Genomic DNA, 18,509 nt, shown 5'->3' with positions numbered 1-18,509 from the left:
CCGCGCCGCAATCTTCACCGTCAGCGCCGGCTTGTTCGCATCTGTATTCTCGCTGGCTGGATGGCGCGCCGGGGCCGCATGAGCCTGATTACTGTTTCGGCTCACCGCTGCCGGGCGGCCTGGCTGAATACATGATCATCCACGAGGATAGCGCGGTACGTGCACCGGCCAACACATCATCCTGATCCCAACGTTTAGGGTGATGGTTTCCACCTTTTTTGACCACCCCCCGAAAAACCGGACGATTTTCTATCCTCTACCGGCCTGAGTCCTGTACTCAACAGGGCTCAAGCCGCTTAGCTCCAGCCTGATACGCGAATTGTCGTAGTAGTGTTTGTACTCCCCCCAGGCCCACTTGCTCGATGAGCTGATCGACACCGATATCTCGGCTAGCCGTCCGCTTCTGGCCGATTTCTGCTTGTCCTGATTGGCCGAAGTCCAAAACCCATAGCTGCCAGTCATGCGTCTTGGAAGCAGGGGGCAATTCACTTCTTTGGGCGTCTCCGTGCTGAGCACCATCCGCGGAGTCACGGCCGGTATTTTTTCTTCCCTTTGCGCTCTTAAAATACTAATTGATTTTCAGAAACCAAATGGTATCTAATCGATCCTGCGCCACACAACCAGCTCCAGAACGTCGAGGCGCTGCGATTCATACAACACAATAAAAAGAGGAAATGGCATGGGACGTTTAAGCGGCAAGGTTGCAATCATTACTGGTGCGGCAAGTGGGCAGGGAGAGTCCGAGGCCCGGCTCTTCGCCGCCGAAGGCGCCAAAGTTGTGTTGACTGATATTCAAGATAAGGGCGAACAAGTCGCGGCAGAGATCGGAGAGGCGGCGTTCTTCATCAAACATGACGTTTCGAGCACCGAAGGTTGGGCAGTAGTGGTCGAGGAGACACTGAAACGGTTCGGCCGGATCGACATCCTCGTCAACAACGCGGGAATCTACAGTCCGAATTATATGCAGGGGACCACGCCGAGCGAGCTGGAGCGGTATTTCCAAGTCAACGTGCTGGGCGTGATGCTGGGCATGCAGGCAGTGACCGAGGCGATGCAAAGCACCGGCAGTGGCTCGATCATTAACATCTCCTCGCTTTCGGCTATTCGCAATATTCCGGGGCAGTTCGCCTATGCAGCGTCCAAGTGGGCGGTACGTGGGATGAGCGGTTGCGCCGCCGCCGAGTTGGGGCGCGTCGGTATTCGTGTCAACGCGGTCTTTCCAGGCATGATCCAGACGCCGATGATCGCCGGCAACCCACCGGAAGCAAATGCAAAGTATCAAGCCATGATCCCGCTCAACCGGATCGCTGATCCGAAGGAAGTCGCCGAGGTCGTCGCGTTCCTGGCATCCGATGCGGCCAGTTATGTCAATGGCGCCGAGATTCTGGTCGACGGTGGATTGCGACTCTAACGGTTTGCCCGACCACCAGTGAACATACCTGCTGCCGGTTTTCGCACGGGAGTAAGGGCTGGTGGGAGGGCGCCTCTACTCCTTACCTGGACCAGGGTAATTGCTTGGCCAAAGTTACTAGAGACGCTTCGACGAAAAAGCTCAAACGCGGAGACGGCTACGCCTCTCGCTGTCGGACGACCAGGCTAGTCAATAACTGGTTGATGATACGACCCGCTTCAACGGGGGCTGTATCGTTGGCGTTGCGTCGCTGGAGGCTGATGCCATGCACCATGGCTGTCAGTGCTACGGCAAGATCGGTCGAAGGTAGAGGGCTTTTCGTGCCAGTGGCGTTGAAATACAGGTCGAGGAGATTAGCCAGCCCTTCAGTCTGACGCTTATGCAACGCGTCGTATGCCGCTGCGAACTCGGGATTGCGGCTCGCATGAAGTTGTAACTCGACCGCCAACAGCGGGCACTCGCTGTCGGAATTCATGGTCATCAACCACTCGGTCACCCCTTCGAACATGCTGTCAGGATCTTGAGCCGCAAGCTGTGTCAATCCAACCATGTCGCGCTCCATGTACCGCTCCAGCAGCGTCAAGAGCAGCGTTTCCTTGTTCGGAAAGTTGGAGTAGATCGCGCCCTTTGAAAAACCTGCCTCGGCGGCGATCAGCTCTAATGAGGCTCCACCGTAACCGAGCCGAGAAAAGACGTTCTCTGCTGCAGTCAGAAGATATTCGCGTGTCTGGGCTTGCTGTTGAGGGCGTGTTAGGCGGGCGGGGCGCATGGGCGAATTGGGCTCTCCAGTTATCGACACGTGAATATAGCAGGAAGCCTGCGAAGTCGCCTATCCAGCCTCCGCGTTGAGTCCACCCTGGATCATCCCCCCCACAGCTATGACTGAATCGTTGCAAATGCCTAGTGCCAGAGACACGTTGCAAAAAAATAAAAAAACTCTAGCTGATGCTCGGTTGATAGTGTAGAAATTCTCTGCGGCATCCAAATACCAATAAGAATTCAGAATTGTCAAAACCTCATGACGATCTGGTGCACTCGGCATAATTCAGGGCGATGCAATGAAAAAACTGGATGGCAAAGTAGTACTGATTACGGGCGCAGCTCGTGGCATTGGTGCGGAAATCGCTGCGACATTGGCGCGTCATTACGCCCACGTGGCCTTGACCGATATCGATCTGACCACCGCTGAGCAGGTGGCAGCAGGTTTGCGCGATCGGGGCTTGACCGCAGAAGCCTTTCGTCATGATGTCAGCGATGCCGCAAGTTGGGATGCGGTGATGGCCCAGGTTCAGCAACGGTTCGGCAAGCTTGATGTATTGGTCAACAACGCCGGAGTGCTGGCGGTACAGTCGATCACCGACATGAGCCTCGAACAATTCCGGCAAGTTACCTCGATCAATATCGACGGCGTGTTCCTGGGGATCAAGGCGGCCTTTGTCGCCATGGCAGAGCACGGCGGTTCGATCATCAACATGTCCTCAATTGGAGGGCTGATAGGTGCAACCAACCAGACGGCCTATTGCGCTTCCAAGAGTGCCGTCAGGGCATTGACCAAATGCGCCGCGATTGAAGCTGCCAGTCAGGGGCTAGCAATTCGCTGCAACTCCTTGCTGCCGGGTGTGATCCATACGCCGATGACGCAGAGTCATTACGGCTTCGGTGCGGGGCTGGGTGTTGAAGAGATGTTCAGTGCACTGATCCCTTCAGGACGTGTGGGTTTGCCCAGTGACGTCGCCAACGCGGTGGTCTATCTGGCATCGGACGAGTCCTCGTACGTCAATGGCGCCGAACTGGTGATCGATGGTGGTGTGACCGCCGGCCCCGTCCGCAAGCCCGAGGTACCGAAGTAAGCGTCGACCCAGTGTCCTGGAAAAAATCAGTTGCCAGCTGCGGAGGCTGGCACTGATCCACAAATTTCCTCGCAACCTCCAAAAACAAAAATACGAGTGAAACTATGAAAAACAAGGACCATTCCGGCGTCGTGCGCGCCGGCAGGCTAGGCGTCGCGTTGTGTCTTGCAGGTCTGGCCGCGAGCAACGCCGAGGCTGGTTCGTTTACCACTGATGAGGGGGCCGATGTTCGTTGGTCGCTTGGCACTTCGCTGGGCACCAGTTGGCGAGCAAGCAGCGCCGACCCTGGTCTGATTTCCGTGGGAAATGGTGGTAAAGCCAGCAGCGGTAACGATAACGGCGATCTGAACTACGGTAAGGGGCAACGCTACTCAACAGTCGTGAATATCCTTGGCGACATCGATATCAGTAAGGACGATCTTGGCGTGTTTGTACGCGGCAAGGCCTGGGATGACTTCACGCTCAGCAACAGTGGCGTGCCCCATGGCAGTGTTGCCAACGGCTATGAGCACGGCGCGAGGCTGAACGACTCCGATTTCGATCACTTGTCCAAATTCTCCGGCGTCGCATTGCTCGACGCCTACGTTTACGACACATTCCAGTTGAGCGGCGATCATCCTCTGACCGTCCGGTTGGGCAACCAGGTCGTGAACTGGGGGGAAAGTTTGTTTGTACCTGGTATCAACGAATTCGGTGCATTCGACATTACCGCTGCCCACCGGCCTGGCGCTCAGGTCAAAGAAATCCTCCTCCCGTTGCCACAGTTGTTCGCCAGCTTTGGCATAGCTGACGGCACAAGTGTGGAAGCGTTCTACCAGTTGCGTTGGGAAAAAACCGTGCTGGACGGCTGTGGCACCTACTGGTCTCCGTCCAGTGTCGCCAACTGCTCGAACAGCGGAACAGTGGTGGGCGCGGGACCGTTTACCGACCGCCAGACCTTCGCCGGAATTCCTGCGTTGGGCGGAGCCAACTTCCGGATGGCGTTGACGCCTGATCGAGAACCCCCAAACAGCGGTCAGTACGGCATCGCACTGCGTCACCGGGTCGAGGCACTGGACACTGATTTCGGGCTCTACTATGCGCGTTATCACACCCGCGTCCCTAACGTAAGCGCGACGCTGGTGCCCACCACGATACCTGGATCGATCTGGTCTGCCGACCCGCCGCAAGGCGTGCGCGCTGCGCAGGAGACCCTCGACTACAGCGCTGACGGTATCCATGTCGTTGGCCTGAGTGCTTCTACCGTTATCGGTGGTTGGTCTGTGTTTGGTGAAGTTAGCCATACGTCAGGCCTGCCCGTGCAGATCAACGGAGTCGACCTGATTAACGGCCTTGTCGCTGGTATCGGCCCACAGGCCAATTTGGTATCCACACCGGATGGTTCCTTCGTGAGCGGTTATGACCGCAAATCCAAAACGCAGGCTCAGTTGTCGACCATCCAGGTGTTGCCACGGATCCTCGGTGCCGAGGCTGCCACTCTGGCGGCGGAAGCGGTTTATCAGCACTGGGATGGAATCGGCAATCCAGACAACTCGACCCGTTACGGACGCGCGTTTGTGTTCGGTTCGGGTCCGGTCGCAGGCGTGTCGTGCACGGCGCTTAACCCCGATCCGAGTTATTGCCAAAACAAAGGCTTCGCCACATCCAACGTATGGGGTGTACGTGCCCAACTGGAGGTCAGCTACCCGGACGTATTCGCCGGGGTAAACGTCAAGCCGCGAGTCTTCGTGTCTGACGACATAAGTGGCTACTCCGCTGATGGTTTGTTCAGTGAGGGGCGACTAGTGGTAGCGCCGGGCGTGCGTCTCGACTACAGCGGCAAGTATTACGTCGACTTCAGCTATTCGCGTTTCAACCACAACGCGAAATACGACGAATTCCATGATCGTGATTTCTTCTCTCTGGTCGCTGGCATCAACTTTTAACCAAAGCAGGCAAAAGCATGGACAACAAAAGAATAAAAGGCGTGCTGGGTATTTTGGCCGCGGGCGCGCTGGTTGGGGTGACCCTCGGCGCGCATGCCGAAACTTCAGAGCAAGACCTTGCCCGACTGGGCAAGGATCTCACGCCTGTCGGGGCGGAAAAAGCAGGTAATGCGGATGGTTCGATTCCGCCTTGGGAAGGCGGTTTGACCCAGCCTGTGGCGGGATTCGATAAAACCAAAGGGTATGCCAACCCCTACGCGGCGGAGAAGCCGCTGTACACGGTCACCGCCGCCAATCTGGCGCAATACCAGAGCCTGCTGGCGCCGGGGCAGATCGAAATGCTCAAGCGTTACCCAGACTACAAAATGAAGGTTTACCCCACCCACCGGACGGCCGCGTTACCGCCACAGGAATACATCGATATCAAGACCGAGGCCGCGAAGGCCAAGACGGTTGCAGGCGGTATGGGTGCGACCAATATCTTCGTGTCGAGCGTACCTTTCCCTACGCCGAAAAGCGGTGAAGAGGTGATCTACAACCACGAATACCGTTACTACGGCTTGAGTACGGAGCGTGAGTTCGTCATTTTCCCGGTACAGAGCAACGGCAATTTCACGCCGATCAAATGGGCCGAATCACGGACGACGGGCAAGGCAATCCCTGACAGTCCCACTAACCAGATCACCTATTACATGCAGCGCACGTTGAGCCCATCCAACGTTGCCGGCGAGGCAGTTCTGCTGGTCGACGTCTCGGACCGTACGGCTGGAGCGCGCAAAACCTGGACCTACAACCCGGGCCAGCGTCGCGTATTGCGCGCGCCAGACGTGGCGTATGACACACCGCAATTCAACAGCGACGGACTGGGCACCATCGACAGTTACGACATGTTCGGCGGCGGCCAGGATCGCTACGACTGGAAGCTGGTTGGCAAGAAAGAAATGATCGTGTCGTACAACAACTACGACCTCACGTCGAAGTCCCTCAAGTACCGCGACATCGTGCAGCAGAATCACTTGAATCAGGATCTGCCTCGCTATGAGAAACACCGGGTATGGGTAGTGGAAGCGCAAGTCAAACCGGGGGTTCGCAGCATCTATGGCCGGCGCATGCTGTACGTCGACGAGGACACTTGGGAAATCGTGCATGGCGACTTGTATGACACCCGCAACAATCTTTGGCGAGTTCAGGAAAACCACTCGGTTAACCTTTATGACGTCCTCGCCGCCACGACGGCTGGCCAAGTCGATTACGACCTGCAATCGCGTCGCGCTTTCGTGATGTTCCTGTCGAACGAAGAAAAACCTGCTGAGTACAACGTCAAGCGAAATGCTGCCTATTACTCGGTGGACAACTTGCGACGATCCAGCAACTGATCGTGTAAATCACCGTAGGCATCCCTTCCAGAGAAGGCTTTGCCTACGGCTATCGTCAGTTTTTTCTCGTGGTGAAGCTTTTTTCGTGGTGAAGAATGGTGAAGACCTATCGCAATATACGGCGCTGTAGCAGGGTGGGCGTTGTTCTGATTCTGGCGTGCGCGGCAGTATTGATGCCGCCGCTGGCCGTAGCGGCGCCCGATCTTCTGGACCTGCCAGCCATGCAATCAGCCAGTGCCGCCACAGTAACCATGATGGCCACTGCTCTTGCAGGTACCCGCGTGGTGTTGGCGGGAGAGCGCGGCATCATCCTGTATTCGGACGATGGTGCGCACGGCTGGCATCAGAGCGCAGTGCCGGTTTCGGTCACACTGACGGCGCTGTACTTCGTCAACCCCTCCAGCGGCTGGGCGGTGGGTCACGATGGAGTGATCATTCACAGCGCCGATGGTGGCAAGACCTGGGTCAAACAGGCCGATGGAAATCGGCTTAACGCATTGGTACGGGCCGATGCCGAAGCACGGCTGGTGCGCGCTAAGGCGGCGCTGCAGGAGGCGCCTGGTGATTCAACTTTGCAGAGCGAGATCGAACAGGCGCAGTTCGGGCTCGATGATGTCAACGCGGGTGCACAGTTCGGGCCTTCCCGCCCGTTGCTCGGTGTCTGGTTCGCCAGCGATACCGCAGGCTATGTGGTGGGATCGAACGGTCAGATTTTCGCCACCGCCGACGGTGGAATCCATTGGGTATCCCTGTCGCAGCGGCTCAACAACCCTGATGCGCTGCACTACAACTCGATCACCGGCGACAAGTCAGGGCAGCAAGTCATCGCGGGAGAAGCGGGCAAGGTGTACATCAGCGCTGTCGACGGCAGTTGGAAGACGCTCGATGTCGGCTACAACGGTGCTCTCTATGGCGTGTTGCAATTGCGTCAGGACAATCAAGACGTTCTGCTGGCCTACGGCTTCGGCGGGCATATTTTCCGTTCGATTGATCAGGGTGTCTCTTGGGTGCAGGTAGGAGCGAACGCCAAGGCACCTACTCTGGTGGCCGGCATTGTGCGTGATAACGGCGAGATCGTTCTGTTAGGTCAGGACGCTAGCTTGTTGCGCAGCGTCGATGGTGGTCAGCATTTTCAGATGACCGAGGCCCGTCCCGGCTTGCGTGTTGCCTCGCTGCTTGAACTACCCGATGGGGCGGTGCTGGCCGCTGGTATTGCGGGCGCGCATCTGATCGAGCTAAACGCCAAATGAATCTGGAGATCGACCCCATGAGCGCGAAACAAGACAATCTAACCGCCGCTCCGGTTAAGCCGGGTTTTTTGGAGACCCGCATAGAGCCGCTACTGTTTAACCATCGCGTCACGGTGGTCCTGCTGTTCTTGGTGATATCGGTGTTTCTCGCCCATCAGGCCGGCAAGCTTGGGCTTGATGTCAGCCTGCAGAAAATGGTGCCCGGCCATCACCCCTATATCGTCAACTACCAGCAGTATGAAAGCGAATTGCGTCCGCTGGGCAATGTGGTGCGTATTGCACTTGAAGCACGGCAGGGCAACATCTACGACAAGGACTATCTCGAAACACTGAAGAACGTCACGGACGAGGTGTTCTTCATTCCGGGCGTTGATCGTGGCAACTTGAAATCACTTTGGACCCCCAACGTCTTGTGGCAAGAGGTCACCGAAGACGGTTTTGCTGTCGGCCGCATCATTCCAGATGGCTTCGACGGCTCAGCCAAAACCTTGGCCCAAGTGCAACTCAACGTTCAGCGTTCCGGGCGCATCGGGAGTCTGGTGGCCGCGGATCAGAAGTCCTCGGTGGTGCTTGTGCCTTTGCTTGAGCGCGACCCGCTCACCGGCGAAAAGCTTGATTACGGTCAGTTGTCCCAGCGTTTGGAAACACTGGTACGCGACAAGTACAACAGCGATCGATACGCCATTCATATCACCGGCTTCGCCAAAATTGCCGGTGACCTGATTGAAGGCGCGCACGATATTTTCGAGTTCTTTGCGATTACTTTCGTCCTGACAGCGCTGCTGCTTCTGGCGTATTCGCGTTGCTGGCGAAGTACCGCCGTCACATTGTTCTGTTGCTCTCTCGCGGTGCTGTGGCAGTTGGGTATCGTCAACTTGCTGGGCTTTGGGCTTAACCCGTATTCGATCCTGGTGCCGTTCCTGACGTTCGCAATCGGCGTCAGTCATGCAGTGCAGAATATCAACACCATGAGTGCCGACTGCGCTGCGGGTTACAGCCCCATGCAAGCGGCACGACGAACCTTTCGTATGCTTTTCATACCAGGGTCGATTGCACTGCTGTGCGACGCGGTCGGTTTCTCGACCATGATGATGATCGATATCGACATGATCCGCGAGTTGGCTATCAGCGCGAGCGTGGGTGTGGCGGTGATCATTTTCACCAAAATGTTCTTGCTACCGGTGCTGATGTCCTGGTGCGGGGTAGCACCCGCTGCCGTGCGCAATCAGACCCGCAAGGCTAACAGCGAGCATCGCCTGGCACGTTGGTTATCGCATGCCGCCGAATCGAAGCCGGCGCTGATCGGCTTGTTGATCTCGGCAATGCTGTTGGGCGGCGCCTGGTATTTGAAGCAGGATCTGAAGATCGGTGATCTGGATCGCGGTGCACCAGAACTGCGCCCGGACAGTCGTTACAACCAGGACAATGACTTTCTCGCCCACCATTACGCCAGCAGCCCGGACGTGTTCGTGGTGATGGTCAAGACCCAGGTAGGGGAGTGCGGTTCGTACCCGGTCAGCAGCGCAATCGAACGTTTGAAGTGGACGATGGAGGGGGTGCCAGGAGTGGAGTCGACCCACTCCCTGGTGGATGAACTGAAGAAGTTTTCTGCGGGTTCGAACGGTGGCGACTTGCGCTGGTATGCCATTACTCGCAATCGCTACATCGCCAATGCGGCGTTTAAGACCATTCCCAACGAGCTTTACAACAGCGACTGCTCAATGGCGCCGGTCATGGTGTATCTGACCGATCACAAGGCCGAAACCCTGGCCAAGGTGGTCGATGCGGCGGAGACGTTCGCGAAGGCGAACAACGATGAGCACGCCACCTTTTTGCTGGCAGCCGGTAACGCCGGTATCGAGGCCGCCACCAACATAGTGATCAAGCAATCCGAGCCGAGGATTCTGCTGCTGGTTTACAGCATCGTCGCGCTGTTGGTGTGGTGGGAGTTTAAATCCTGGCGAGTGGCGATCAGCATCATGATTCCGCTGTATATCACCTCGGTGATTTGTGAGGCGCTCATGGCTCAATTGGGCATGGGGGTGAAAGTCGCGACATTGCCCGTCATCGCGCTCGGAGTCGGTATCGGGGTCGATTACGGCATCTATATTTACAACCGAATTGAACATTTCATGACTCGCGGCTTGAACTTCAAACAGGCGTACTACGAAACCCTGAAAACCACCGGCGCCGCCGTCACCCTCACCGGAATTACGCTGGCATTGGGGGTCTCGACCTGGATGTTTTCATCCATCAAGTTTCAGGGCGACATGGGGCTGCTGCTGCTGTTCATGTTCCTTTGGAACATGGTTGGCGCCCTGTTGATGATGCCGGCGCTCGCTTGTCTGCTCTTGCCTGCTCGGCATAAGGAAGGTGCGCAAGAAGAGGTGCAGGTGGTGCTGGAGAAGGCATGAAACGGCGCGCCTCGTAGCCGATGTTTCGCTTGACATCGGCAAAACAACAATTATCATTGTCGCGTGTACGACAGCGATCGTTCTACTTTCTATCCTGGCGTTCCGCGTGCAGCTCAACTGAGCAGCTCAAACAGCCCCTGTCATGCAGCCGAAGGTATTTATGACTGATCAAATCTCTAGTCCGTTGTCTTTGCCTTGCGGCGTAGTTTTAGCAAACCGACTGTGCAAAGCAGCAATGAGCGAAGGCCTGGCCGACCACAAAAATGATGCTACTCAGCGCCACGTGAATCTTTACCGGCGTTGGGCTTCGTCCGGCGCTGGTTTGCTGCTGTCCGGGAACGTGCAGGTGGACCGTCAGCACCTGGAACGCCCGGGAAACATCGTGCTTGATGCCAAAACTGACTTGACCGCTTTACGGGCGATGGCCGCTGCCGGAACCGCTGGTGGCTCCGATTTCTGGTTGCAGTTGAGCCATACCGGGCGTCAGGTACTTCAGGTGATCAATCCGCAACCCCTGGCGCCTTCGCCGGTAGCCATTGAGGTTCCACCGGGGCTGGGTCTGGAGTTTGGGTTGGCACGCGCAATGACCGAGGATGAGATCGCCACCGTTATCGATCAATTCGCTTTCGCTGCAACTCAGGCACGCGCTGCGGGTTTCACAGGCGTGCAACTGCATGCTGCTCATGGCTACCTGCTGTCCCAGTTCCTCAGCCCGCTGTCCAACCAGCGCACAGATCGTTGGGGTGGACCGCTGGAGAATCGTGCGCGTCTATTGCTTGAGGTCATCGCTGCAGTGCGCGCAGAGGTTGGCGACGACTTCCCGATTGGCATCAAGCTGAACTCGTCTGACTTCCAGAAGGGTGGTTTCACCAATGCCGAGTGCGTTGCACTGGTTGGGTTGCTCAACAAAACCAGTCTGGACCTGCTGGAGCTATCGGGTGGTTCGCTGGAGCAGCCGAAAGTAGTAGGGCTGGTAGTCAAGGATGAGGGCGAAGATGCGCCGCGCGCGAGCACGATTCAACGCGAAGCTTATTTTGTCGAGTTTGCCGGTGCGGTACGCGAGGTGGCTGATATGCCGGTGATGGTGACGGGGAATTTCCGTAGCGTTGAAGGCATGCTTTTGGCTTTCGAGCGCGGTGATGTCGACATGGTTGGCCTGGGCCGTCCATTGATCTCAGACCCGATAACTCCGGCACGGCTGTTGGCTGGCGAATGGGCCACCGCTCTGACGCCCGAAGCGGCTATTAACCCATTCCACTTGCTGCCGTGGTTCAACGTACAGATCGAGCGTTTGGCCGACGATGTCGAGCCGGATCTGACGTTGGCGGGTGAGGCTGCGGTCGTCGAATTCATCGCTATCGAAGAGCGCGCTATGCGCAAGCTGCTTGAGCATCGTGCAGTTGTTGAGTCCTGATCCCCATTTCGTTTTCTCATCGAGGAGTTCTTTATGAAGATTTTTATTACAGGGGCGTCTGGTTACATAGGCGGAGCCGTTGCTCATCGATTGCTTCAAGTGGGTCACACCATAACGGGTCTGACGCGCACCGAGGCGACTGCACAGTTGCTGCGTCAGCGTGGTATCGAACCGATCATTGGCACGCTGGATGACGCGGCGGTATTAACCAAGGCTGCCCAGGAAGCTGACGCAGTGATACATGCTGCCAGTGCCGATCACGAGCCGTCGATTCATACCCTGGTCGCAGCACTTGAACGCAGCGGTAAGCTGCTGATCCACACCAGTGGCTCCGCCATCGTGGCTGACGATGCGTGTGGCGAATATGCCAGTGAGAAAGTTTACAGCGACGATGACTACTTTACACCGGTCCCGTTTCGTCGCCAGCGTGTCGAGATGAATCGACACGTGCGTCAGGCCGCTATCGACAAAGGTGTGCGCGCTATCGTGATCTGTCCGTCGATGATTTATGGCGTAGGTGCGGGGCTCAAGCAAGAGAGTGAACAGATTCCGCAAATGACCGCCATTTCGGCACAGGTGGGCGCGGGTATTCATGTGGGTAAGGGGCTGAACCGCTATTCGAACGTCCACATCGACGATCTGGTTGACCTGTACCTGCTGGTCCTGGAGAAGGCTCCCGGGGGCTCGTTTTATTTTGCCGAGAACGGTCATGCTTCGTTTCTTGAAATCGCCCAATTGATCAGTGAGTCACTGGGGTTGGGCGGCAAAACCCAGAGCCTGGATGTGGACGATGTCACGCGCAATCTCGGTGAGGCTGCGCGTTATGGAGCAGCGTCCAACAGTCGCGTGAGTGCAGTCAACGCACGTCGGTTGGGCTGGTCGCCAAGCCGACCGTCGCTGGCTGAAGACTTCCTCAAAGGCGTCTGAATCGCAGCGTTTGATGGCGTTACACGCCTCTGTAGCGCTATCAGCGAGGAGCTCAGAAGCGGGCAGCTTGCAGCAAGTGCAGCATGTTGTCCGCTGCGCTGTGGGCTCTACTGCTTATTTCCTCATCGTTCGGTTGATGGGTACCGAAGAGGGCATTGTCCAGCAGGTCGACGCGCAGTAATGCCAGAAATGTCCGTGACGCTTCTTCAATATCCTTGATTTTCCATTGCTCCAATAGTGCCCAGTGCCGGAGGTAGTCCGCGAAAAGTGCAGTGCGACGGTCGGTCACTTCCGCTCGGTATCGTTGGCCTAATTCTGGAAACCGGTGAGCATCGCGCGTGACCACCCGATAGAGCGCTAGTTGTTGGGCACCGAGAACGTCGGTGAGGTAGTCGATGCCTGCCAAGGGAAGGGCTTTTTTGGGCTCTTTGGAGAACCAAGGGCGTTCAAGCTGCTGCGGTGCTTCCTCGCCAGTCCCGCTCATGCCATTTGTATTGCACGCGGCATGCATGACTGCACTGAACAAATCGTCTTTGTTCTCGAAGTGGCGATAGACGGTTTTGATCGAAACTCCAGCAGTGTCGGCGATGCGGCCCATGGACGACTCGGCATAGCCCTTGTCCAGAAACGCCTGTTGTGCAGCGGCTACGATGAGGGCGCGTTTACGCTCCATCAACGAGGCTTTGGGGTTGTCTGCGCTCCACTGTCTCATTTTTTCTCCTACGGTCAACTGCCATGGCGTGCAAATGAACATGATACTACAGCGATCATTGTCGCAGACTCAAACTTCACGTACTTCAGCTTTGCGCGATGGGGCGGTTGGGACGCTGCAAGCCTGAGGGCATCACATATGAAGCAACCTGGAGGCACCATGCACGTAAAGAAACTCGCTCATTATTCGATTCGCTCGTTGGATCTCGAAAAGTCCTGCCATTTCTACGAAAGGGTGCTCGGCTTCGTGCGCGGTTACCGGCCCCCATTCGATTTTCCCGGGGCCTGGCTGTACATGGGGGGAGATGAAGCCGATTTTGGAACAGTTCACATTATTGGCATTGACCCCTCCAATCCAGAGGGCCTGAAACAATATTTGGGCGACAAGGACATGCTGCTGACAGGCACCGGCACGGTTGACCATATCGCTTTTCTGGTTACAGGATTGGTCGAGTTTTGGAATCTCCTCAAGGCTGAAGGGATTGCCTGGCGCGATCGCACGGTTCCTGCTCTCGGACTGCATCAGGTTTTCGTTGAGGATCCGTCTGGCGTGATCATTGAGCTGAACTTCCCAGCTTCCGAGGCGCAAGAGGCAAGGTCTGCCTGGGCCAATTCCGCAAGCGGTGGCCGACATGACTAAAAGGCGTGGACAGGCGCGCCTGCTCCCTGTGTCCTCTTCGAGGAAGACTCAATGGGGGACGAAAATGCTATATGAATCATTCCGTTTGTTCAGATCGCAAGACGGAATCCGATAAGGCCGGCATCACCTGATTTTCTGTCACGAGAACGCCGCCAGCGGAAAATCTTCTGCGAAGCGGCGTGGCAGGTTTTTTGGGGGGGGAGGGGGGATTACACCCGAACCAACTCTCGCGCCACACGGCTTTCACGTGAAAGGCCACGCACGACCGCCATAAAGAAGTTCATCTTAGGATCGGGCGCCAAACCATCAGCCATACGAAGCAGTTGTTCGTTGTACCAGGTCACTGATCCAAAACCGTTGATCGCCTTGATCATTGTGATAGAGGATTGGGGGCCGAGCAGACCAGGCCCCAGGCGCAGGCGGTGCTCCAGGGATTCAAAGCCTGACAACTCGCCGCGTAGCAGTGCCGCGGGCGCGCCGGGATACACGCAGAGCGGACGGCCAATGCCGATCAGATCGACGCCGTCGTGGGTGATCGCGTCGGCCATGCCCTCAGCGGTGCGGAAACCGCCAGTTACCATCAATTTCGCACGTTTGATATGGCGGCGAATTTCGGGAGCGAAGCGGGCAAAAAAAGCTTCGCGTTCGCGTGTCGATTTGCTGAGGGTGGGATCGAAAACCGGCTCTAGCCCTTCGATATTGGCCATTTTCGGCTGCTCGTAGGTGCCGCCCGAAATTTCGATCAGGTCGACGCCTGCTTCATCCAGCCAGCCTGCGACGGTTTGGCTGTCTTCGAAACTAAAGCCACCTCGCTGGAAGTCAGCAGAGTTCAGCTTCACTGAAATGGGGTAGTCAGGCCCGACCTTTTCGCGAATGGCGGCGACTGCATCCAAAAGGAAGCGCGCTCGTCCAGGCAGATCACCGCCCCACGCATCGTTCCGCTGATTCGTACGCGGCGACAGGAACTGTGAGATCAGGTACCCGTGTGCGGCGTGCAACTGGACGCCATCAAAACCGGTCTCGCGCGCGATACTCGCAGCAAAGGCAAACCGGTCGATCAGGTCGAGTATCTCGGTATGTGTCAGGGCGACCGGCGTTCCGAATTTGTTGCCGGGGAGGGTGACTTGAACGCTCGAGGGAGCCTTTGGTGTGGGATTGATGGACTTCTGGGTCTGGCGGCCGGAATGCGAGAGTTGCATCCATATTTGGCCGCCGGCGACCTTGGCGGCATTAGACCAAGCCTTTAGTGCGCTCATTTGTGCCGGTGACTGCCGGCCTTGAATGACCACGTTTCCACCGTGCTCCAGATGGAGGCGATCGATCTGGACATTACCGGTCAGCAGCATCCCGGGACCTTCCTGGGCGAAGGTGCGGTACAAGGTTTGGTGCTTTACCGTCGCCTGGTTGCTCGAATCGGCCAGCAACTCTGACATGGCACCTTTGGCTAGGCGGTTTGGAAGCGTGACGCCACAGGGCAGCCTCAGCGGAGTATTCAAAACGGTTGCAGCATCGGGTGTCGCATCGGCGGCAGTCCGGACGGGTTCAATAGGCATGGGACATAAACTCCGCAGTGTTGGGGGCCAATGTCAGTGGCTACCCGTTCAGGTGCTGGCGAGGTTTCTCGCTAAGCTGGAAATGCATTAAATACTAGCTGGTATTCCAAGTACAAGCAGTATTTAATGTGCGGCGCCTACCGTTTTAGTTTGGCAGTGGAGAGCTAGACACTTAATCCGGGCTCCCATAGGATCAATCCAGCTTCTAAGTTGTCCCCCAATCGCAAGAGGTACCTTTGAGACCTACCCGTTTATCTCGTGCCCATCAACAGGCGATTACCCGCGAGCGGTTGCTTGTGGCCGCTCAAGACGTATTTTCCCGGCTGGGATATGGGGGCGCTTCGGTTGATTTGATAGCCGCCGAGGCGGGCTATTCCAAGGGCGCGATCTATTCCAACTTTTCGAACAAGGAAGCGATTCTTTTGGAGCTATTGCGCCTGAACATGGAGCGCGACATGGCCGAACTTGAGAAAATACTCAGTCTCAAACCAGACGAAATGCACGGCGCGGTGAGCGATTGGCTCAATACTGCATTTGCTGACAGCGACTGCCCGCTCCTGGCGACTGAGCTGCAACTTCATGCGTGCAGGAGTCCAGAGTTCGCAGCGCAATACTCTGTGTATCAGGAGCAGCAAACCCAAGCACTAGCCCGCATATTGCAGGCCTATTTCGACGCATTGTCAGTTGCTTTACCAATCGACGCACTCACCCTGGCGGCAACAATGACGGCGCTGGCCCATGGCTTGACCCTCCAGCAGCCTGCCGGAAATCCAGACGCGCCGAATGCGCCCGGACGAGTGATCACTGCATTCCTGGGTATCCTTACACAGCGATAAGGCCAAGGCGTCGAGTCAACTACCCGTGGCAACTGGGGGCGCAGCTATTAAAGGTCTGCGAGTCGGGCGCTGATGGCTACGAGAAACGTCCTGGTCTTTGTCGGGATGTGGCGTCTGGAAGGAAGCAATGCATAGATAGGTGCGGACGCACTGTGCCAGTCGGACAGGATATGTATCAGGCGGCCGACGGCAAGATCGGCCGCAACGTCGACCCTGGACTTGAGCATCACTCCGTGGCCACCGATCGCCCAATCCCGCACGGCATCGCCACTATTGGCCTGAAGCCGGGAGCGCGGCTGAAAATCGATGACTTCGTTTCGCGGACCTTCTAGGCGCCATGGCAGGGAGAGATCGTCGTAGCGCAGACACCAATGACGCTCAAGGTCGCGTACGCATTCGGGCTCCCCATGACGTTCAAGATACGCGGGTGCGGCAACGAGGATTCGATGATTGTCAGCAAGCTTGCGCAGGATGGCGCTGCTGTCTCGCGGTTGGCCAATGCGCACTGCAACATCTATCCGCTCATGCGTCAGATCGACAAGCCGATCTTCAAGTCTGAGTTCGATTCCAAGCTTCGGAAAGCGCTCGACCAGTTCAGCCACCAACGGTACCAGGTGAATGCGCCCAAACGAAACGGGCGAGCTGACCCGCAGCAGGCCGAACGGCTCTTCACCGCCTACGGCCATTCGTGACTCTGCAGCGTCCAGTTCCTCGAGTATGCGATCGACATGAGCAATCAGGGCCAAGCCCTCGTCGGTAGCGGACAGTGTGCGAGTGGTCCGATTGATCAGTCGTTGTCCGGCTCGCCGCTCCAGGGCCATGAGGCGCTTGCTGACCACGGCGAGGCCCACGCCTAAATCACGCGCGGCCGCTGACAGGCTTCCGCAAATCAGGATCCGCTGGAAGGTACGAAGCTCGTTGAGATCGTCCAGCATATTATCAACCCTTGTTCAATAATCTATCTACTGATAGCCATATTCTAATACTCAGAGCAAGAGATAACACTGTCCGTACCCGATCAGGAAACCTCTGTTCGACTACGCCCAGTTTCTGGAGTCTTGTCATGACCGCCTCTTCGCCCCTGTTCACATCGACCGTTGTTGCCGAACAAAACGTTCCTCACCGCGTGGTGATGGCACCGATGACCCGCGCTCGCAGCACACAACCGGGTGACGTGCCCAACGCGATGAACGCCCGTTACTATGCGCAACGTGCTTCGGCCGCTCTGATCGTCTCGGAGGCGACGCAGATCTCACCGCAAGGTAAGGGATACTCTTTTACCCCAGGCATTCATAGCGAAGAGCAGATAGCAGGATGGCGACTCATCACCGATGCCGTGCATACCGCGGGTGGACGCATCTTTCTTCAACTGTGGCATGTCGGTCGGATGTCTCATCCCGACTTCCACAACGGGGAGCTGCCGGTCGCGCCTTCGGCAGTTTCATTCGAAGCACAAATCTGGAAAGTGAATCCTGCGACCGGTCTAGGCGAGATGGTGGATTGCCCGACACCGCGTGCACTCGGTAGGGCGGAGATTCACAGTATCGTTAACGACTTCCGGATCGGAGCACGCAACGCTATGGAGGCGGGTTTCGACGGTGTCGAAATCCACGGTGCGAACGGCTACCTTGTGGATCAGTTCCTGCGCACTACCGCTAACACCCGTACCGACGAATACGGCGGCTCGCGCGAAAATCGCTTGCGATTCCTCAAGGAAGTGGTCGGTGCTGTCGCAGACGAAGTGGGTGCCGAGCGCACCGCTATACGGCTAGCACCGTTTCTGACCGCACGCGGTATGGCCTGCCCCGACATTCTGCCGACGATTCTTGACGCCACTTCGTTCCTGCAAACACTCGGCATTGCCTACCTGCATCTGGTCGAAGCCGATTGGGACGACGCGCCGCAGTTCACGGAGACGTTCAGAGCCGACATTCGGGCGCGCTTCCAACGGCCCATCATCGTTGCCGGCAAGTACGATCTGGACCGCGCCAACTGGGTGATTGGCAAGGGTTATGCCGACCTGGTCGCGTTTGGACGTCCCTTCGTCGCCAACCCTGATCTGCCAAGGCGTTTGGCGGAAAGTCTTCCCCTGGCCGAGTTTGCCGGTGACACGCTGTTCGGCGGTGACGAGCAGGGTTACTCGGACTATCCGGCGTGGCCGATGGCTACAGCGACGAACGCTGTTCTCGCGTAATGCACGGT

Annotated in this window: 16 protein-coding genes and 1 pseudogene; 12 read left to right on the top strand and 5 right to left on the bottom strand. The window is 57.0% G+C overall.

Annotated elements, in window-relative coordinates:
- Positions 1-35: 35 nt before the first annotated feature.
- Positions 36-167 (top strand): annotated as a pseudogene (locus AC1RKH_RS04200) (NAD(P)-dependent alcohol dehydrogenase); the annotation flags it as partial.
- A gap of 82 nt (positions 168-249) precedes the next feature.
- Here AC1RKH_RS04200 and AC1RKH_RS04195 read toward each other — a convergent pair.
- Positions 250-462: an IS3 family transposase gene (locus tag AC1RKH_RS04195; RefSeq protein ID WP_493061383.1), complete on the bottom strand. Its 213-nt coding sequence runs from the start codon at positions 460-462 to the stop codon at positions 250-252.
- Positions 463-679: 217 nt separating this feature from the next.
- Here AC1RKH_RS04195 and AC1RKH_RS04190 point away from each other — a divergent pair, with 217 nt between their 5' ends.
- Positions 680-1,411: an SDR family NAD(P)-dependent oxidoreductase gene (locus AC1RKH_RS04190; protein WP_493061239.1), complete on the top strand. Its 732-nt coding sequence runs from the start codon at positions 680-682 to the stop codon at positions 1,409-1,411.
- A gap of 157 nt (positions 1,412-1,568) precedes the next feature.
- Here AC1RKH_RS04190 and AC1RKH_RS04185 read toward each other — a convergent pair whose 3' ends face one another.
- Complete coding sequence (locus tag AC1RKH_RS04185) at positions 1,569-2,180, bottom strand: TetR/AcrR family transcriptional regulator (protein ID WP_493061238.1); 612 nt, start codon at positions 2,178-2,180, stop codon at positions 1,569-1,571.
- Between the two features lie 289 nt (positions 2,181-2,469).
- Between AC1RKH_RS04185 and AC1RKH_RS04180 the strand changes: the two genes are divergently transcribed.
- The 7 genes from AC1RKH_RS04180 (at position 2,470) to AC1RKH_RS04150 (ending at position 12,567) form a co-directional block, all read left to right on the top strand.
- Positions 2,470-3,261, top strand: a complete 792-nt coding sequence (locus AC1RKH_RS04180) for an SDR family NAD(P)-dependent oxidoreductase (protein ID WP_493061237.1) — start codon at positions 2,470-2,472, stop codon at positions 3,259-3,261.
- Between the two features lie 104 nt (positions 3,262-3,365).
- Entirely contained in the window at positions 3,366-5,186 is a 1,821-nt protein-coding gene (locus tag AC1RKH_RS04175) for a DUF1302 domain-containing protein (protein WP_493061236.1), read from the top strand.
- Positions 5,187-5,203: 17 nt separating this feature from the next.
- Positions 5,204-6,562 (top strand): DUF1329 domain-containing protein, encoded by a 1,359-nt coding sequence (locus AC1RKH_RS04170; RefSeq protein WP_493061235.1) that lies wholly within the window; start codon positions 5,204-5,206, stop codon positions 6,560-6,562.
- Between the two features lie 95 nt (positions 6,563-6,657).
- Positions 6,658-7,812 carry a WD40/YVTN/BNR-like repeat-containing protein gene (locus AC1RKH_RS04165; protein ID WP_493061234.1) on the top strand — a complete coding sequence of 385 codons (1,155 nt, stop codon included), beginning with the start codon at positions 6,658-6,660 and terminating at the stop codon, positions 7,810-7,812.
- A 17-nt stretch (positions 7,813-7,829) separates the two neighbouring features.
- Entirely contained in the window at positions 7,830-10,226 is a 2,397-nt protein-coding gene (locus tag AC1RKH_RS04160; protein ID WP_493061233.1) for an efflux RND transporter permease subunit, read from the top strand.
- A 142-nt stretch (positions 10,227-10,368) separates the two neighbouring features.
- On the top strand, positions 10,369-11,640 hold the full coding sequence (locus AC1RKH_RS04155) for an NADH:flavin oxidoreductase/NADH oxidase family protein (protein ID WP_493061232.1): 1,272 nt from the start codon (positions 10,369-10,371) through the stop codon (positions 11,638-11,640).
- Positions 11,641-11,673: 33 nt separating this feature from the next.
- Complete coding sequence (locus tag AC1RKH_RS04150) at positions 11,674-12,567, top strand: NAD-dependent epimerase/dehydratase family protein (protein ID WP_493061231.1); 894 nt, start codon at positions 11,674-11,676, stop codon at positions 12,565-12,567.
- A 52-nt stretch (positions 12,568-12,619) separates the two neighbouring features.
- Here AC1RKH_RS04150 and AC1RKH_RS04145 read toward each other — a convergent pair whose 3' ends face one another.
- Entirely contained in the window at positions 12,620-13,279 is a 660-nt protein-coding gene (locus tag AC1RKH_RS04145; RefSeq protein ID WP_493061230.1) for a TetR/AcrR family transcriptional regulator, read from the bottom strand.
- Between the two features lie 159 nt (positions 13,280-13,438).
- Between AC1RKH_RS04145 and AC1RKH_RS04140 the strand changes: the two genes are divergently transcribed.
- A complete protein-coding gene (locus AC1RKH_RS04140; protein WP_493061229.1) occupies positions 13,439-13,918 on the top strand; it encodes a VOC family protein in 480 nt (159 codons plus the stop codon).
- A gap of 209 nt (positions 13,919-14,127) precedes the next feature.
- Here AC1RKH_RS04140 and AC1RKH_RS04135 read toward each other — a convergent pair whose 3' ends face one another.
- Positions 14,128-15,471, bottom strand: coding sequence for an NADH:flavin oxidoreductase/NADH oxidase family protein (locus AC1RKH_RS04135; RefSeq protein ID WP_493061228.1), 1,344 nt, complete (start codon positions 15,469-15,471; stop codon positions 14,128-14,130).
- 236 nt (positions 15,472-15,707) lie between these two features.
- On the opposite strand from AC1RKH_RS04135, the gene AC1RKH_RS04130 reads away from it, so the two are divergent.
- Complete coding sequence (locus AC1RKH_RS04130; RefSeq protein WP_493061227.1) at positions 15,708-16,307, top strand: TetR/AcrR family transcriptional regulator; 600 nt, start codon at positions 15,708-15,710, stop codon at positions 16,305-16,307.
- 47 nt (positions 16,308-16,354) lie between these two features.
- On the opposite strand, the gene AC1RKH_RS04125 is transcribed toward AC1RKH_RS04130, so the two are convergent.
- On the bottom strand, positions 16,355-17,242 hold the full coding sequence (locus tag AC1RKH_RS04125) for a LysR family transcriptional regulator (RefSeq protein WP_493061226.1): 888 nt from the start codon (positions 17,240-17,242) through the stop codon (positions 16,355-16,357).
- A gap of 128 nt (positions 17,243-17,370) precedes the next feature.
- Here AC1RKH_RS04125 and AC1RKH_RS04120 point away from each other — a divergent pair, with 128 nt between their 5' ends.
- Positions 17,371-18,501 (top strand): alkene reductase, encoded by a 1,131-nt coding sequence (locus tag AC1RKH_RS04120; RefSeq protein WP_493061225.1) that lies wholly within the window; start codon positions 17,371-17,373, stop codon positions 18,499-18,501.
- The last annotated feature ends 8 nt before the right edge of the window (positions 18,502-18,509 follow it).

This window comes from Pseudomonas sp. GW822-FHT06B12, assembly GCF_058799675.1.
The sequence above is the reverse complement of the archived record's forward strand: the minus strand, read 5'-3'. Positions and strand labels throughout refer to the sequence as shown.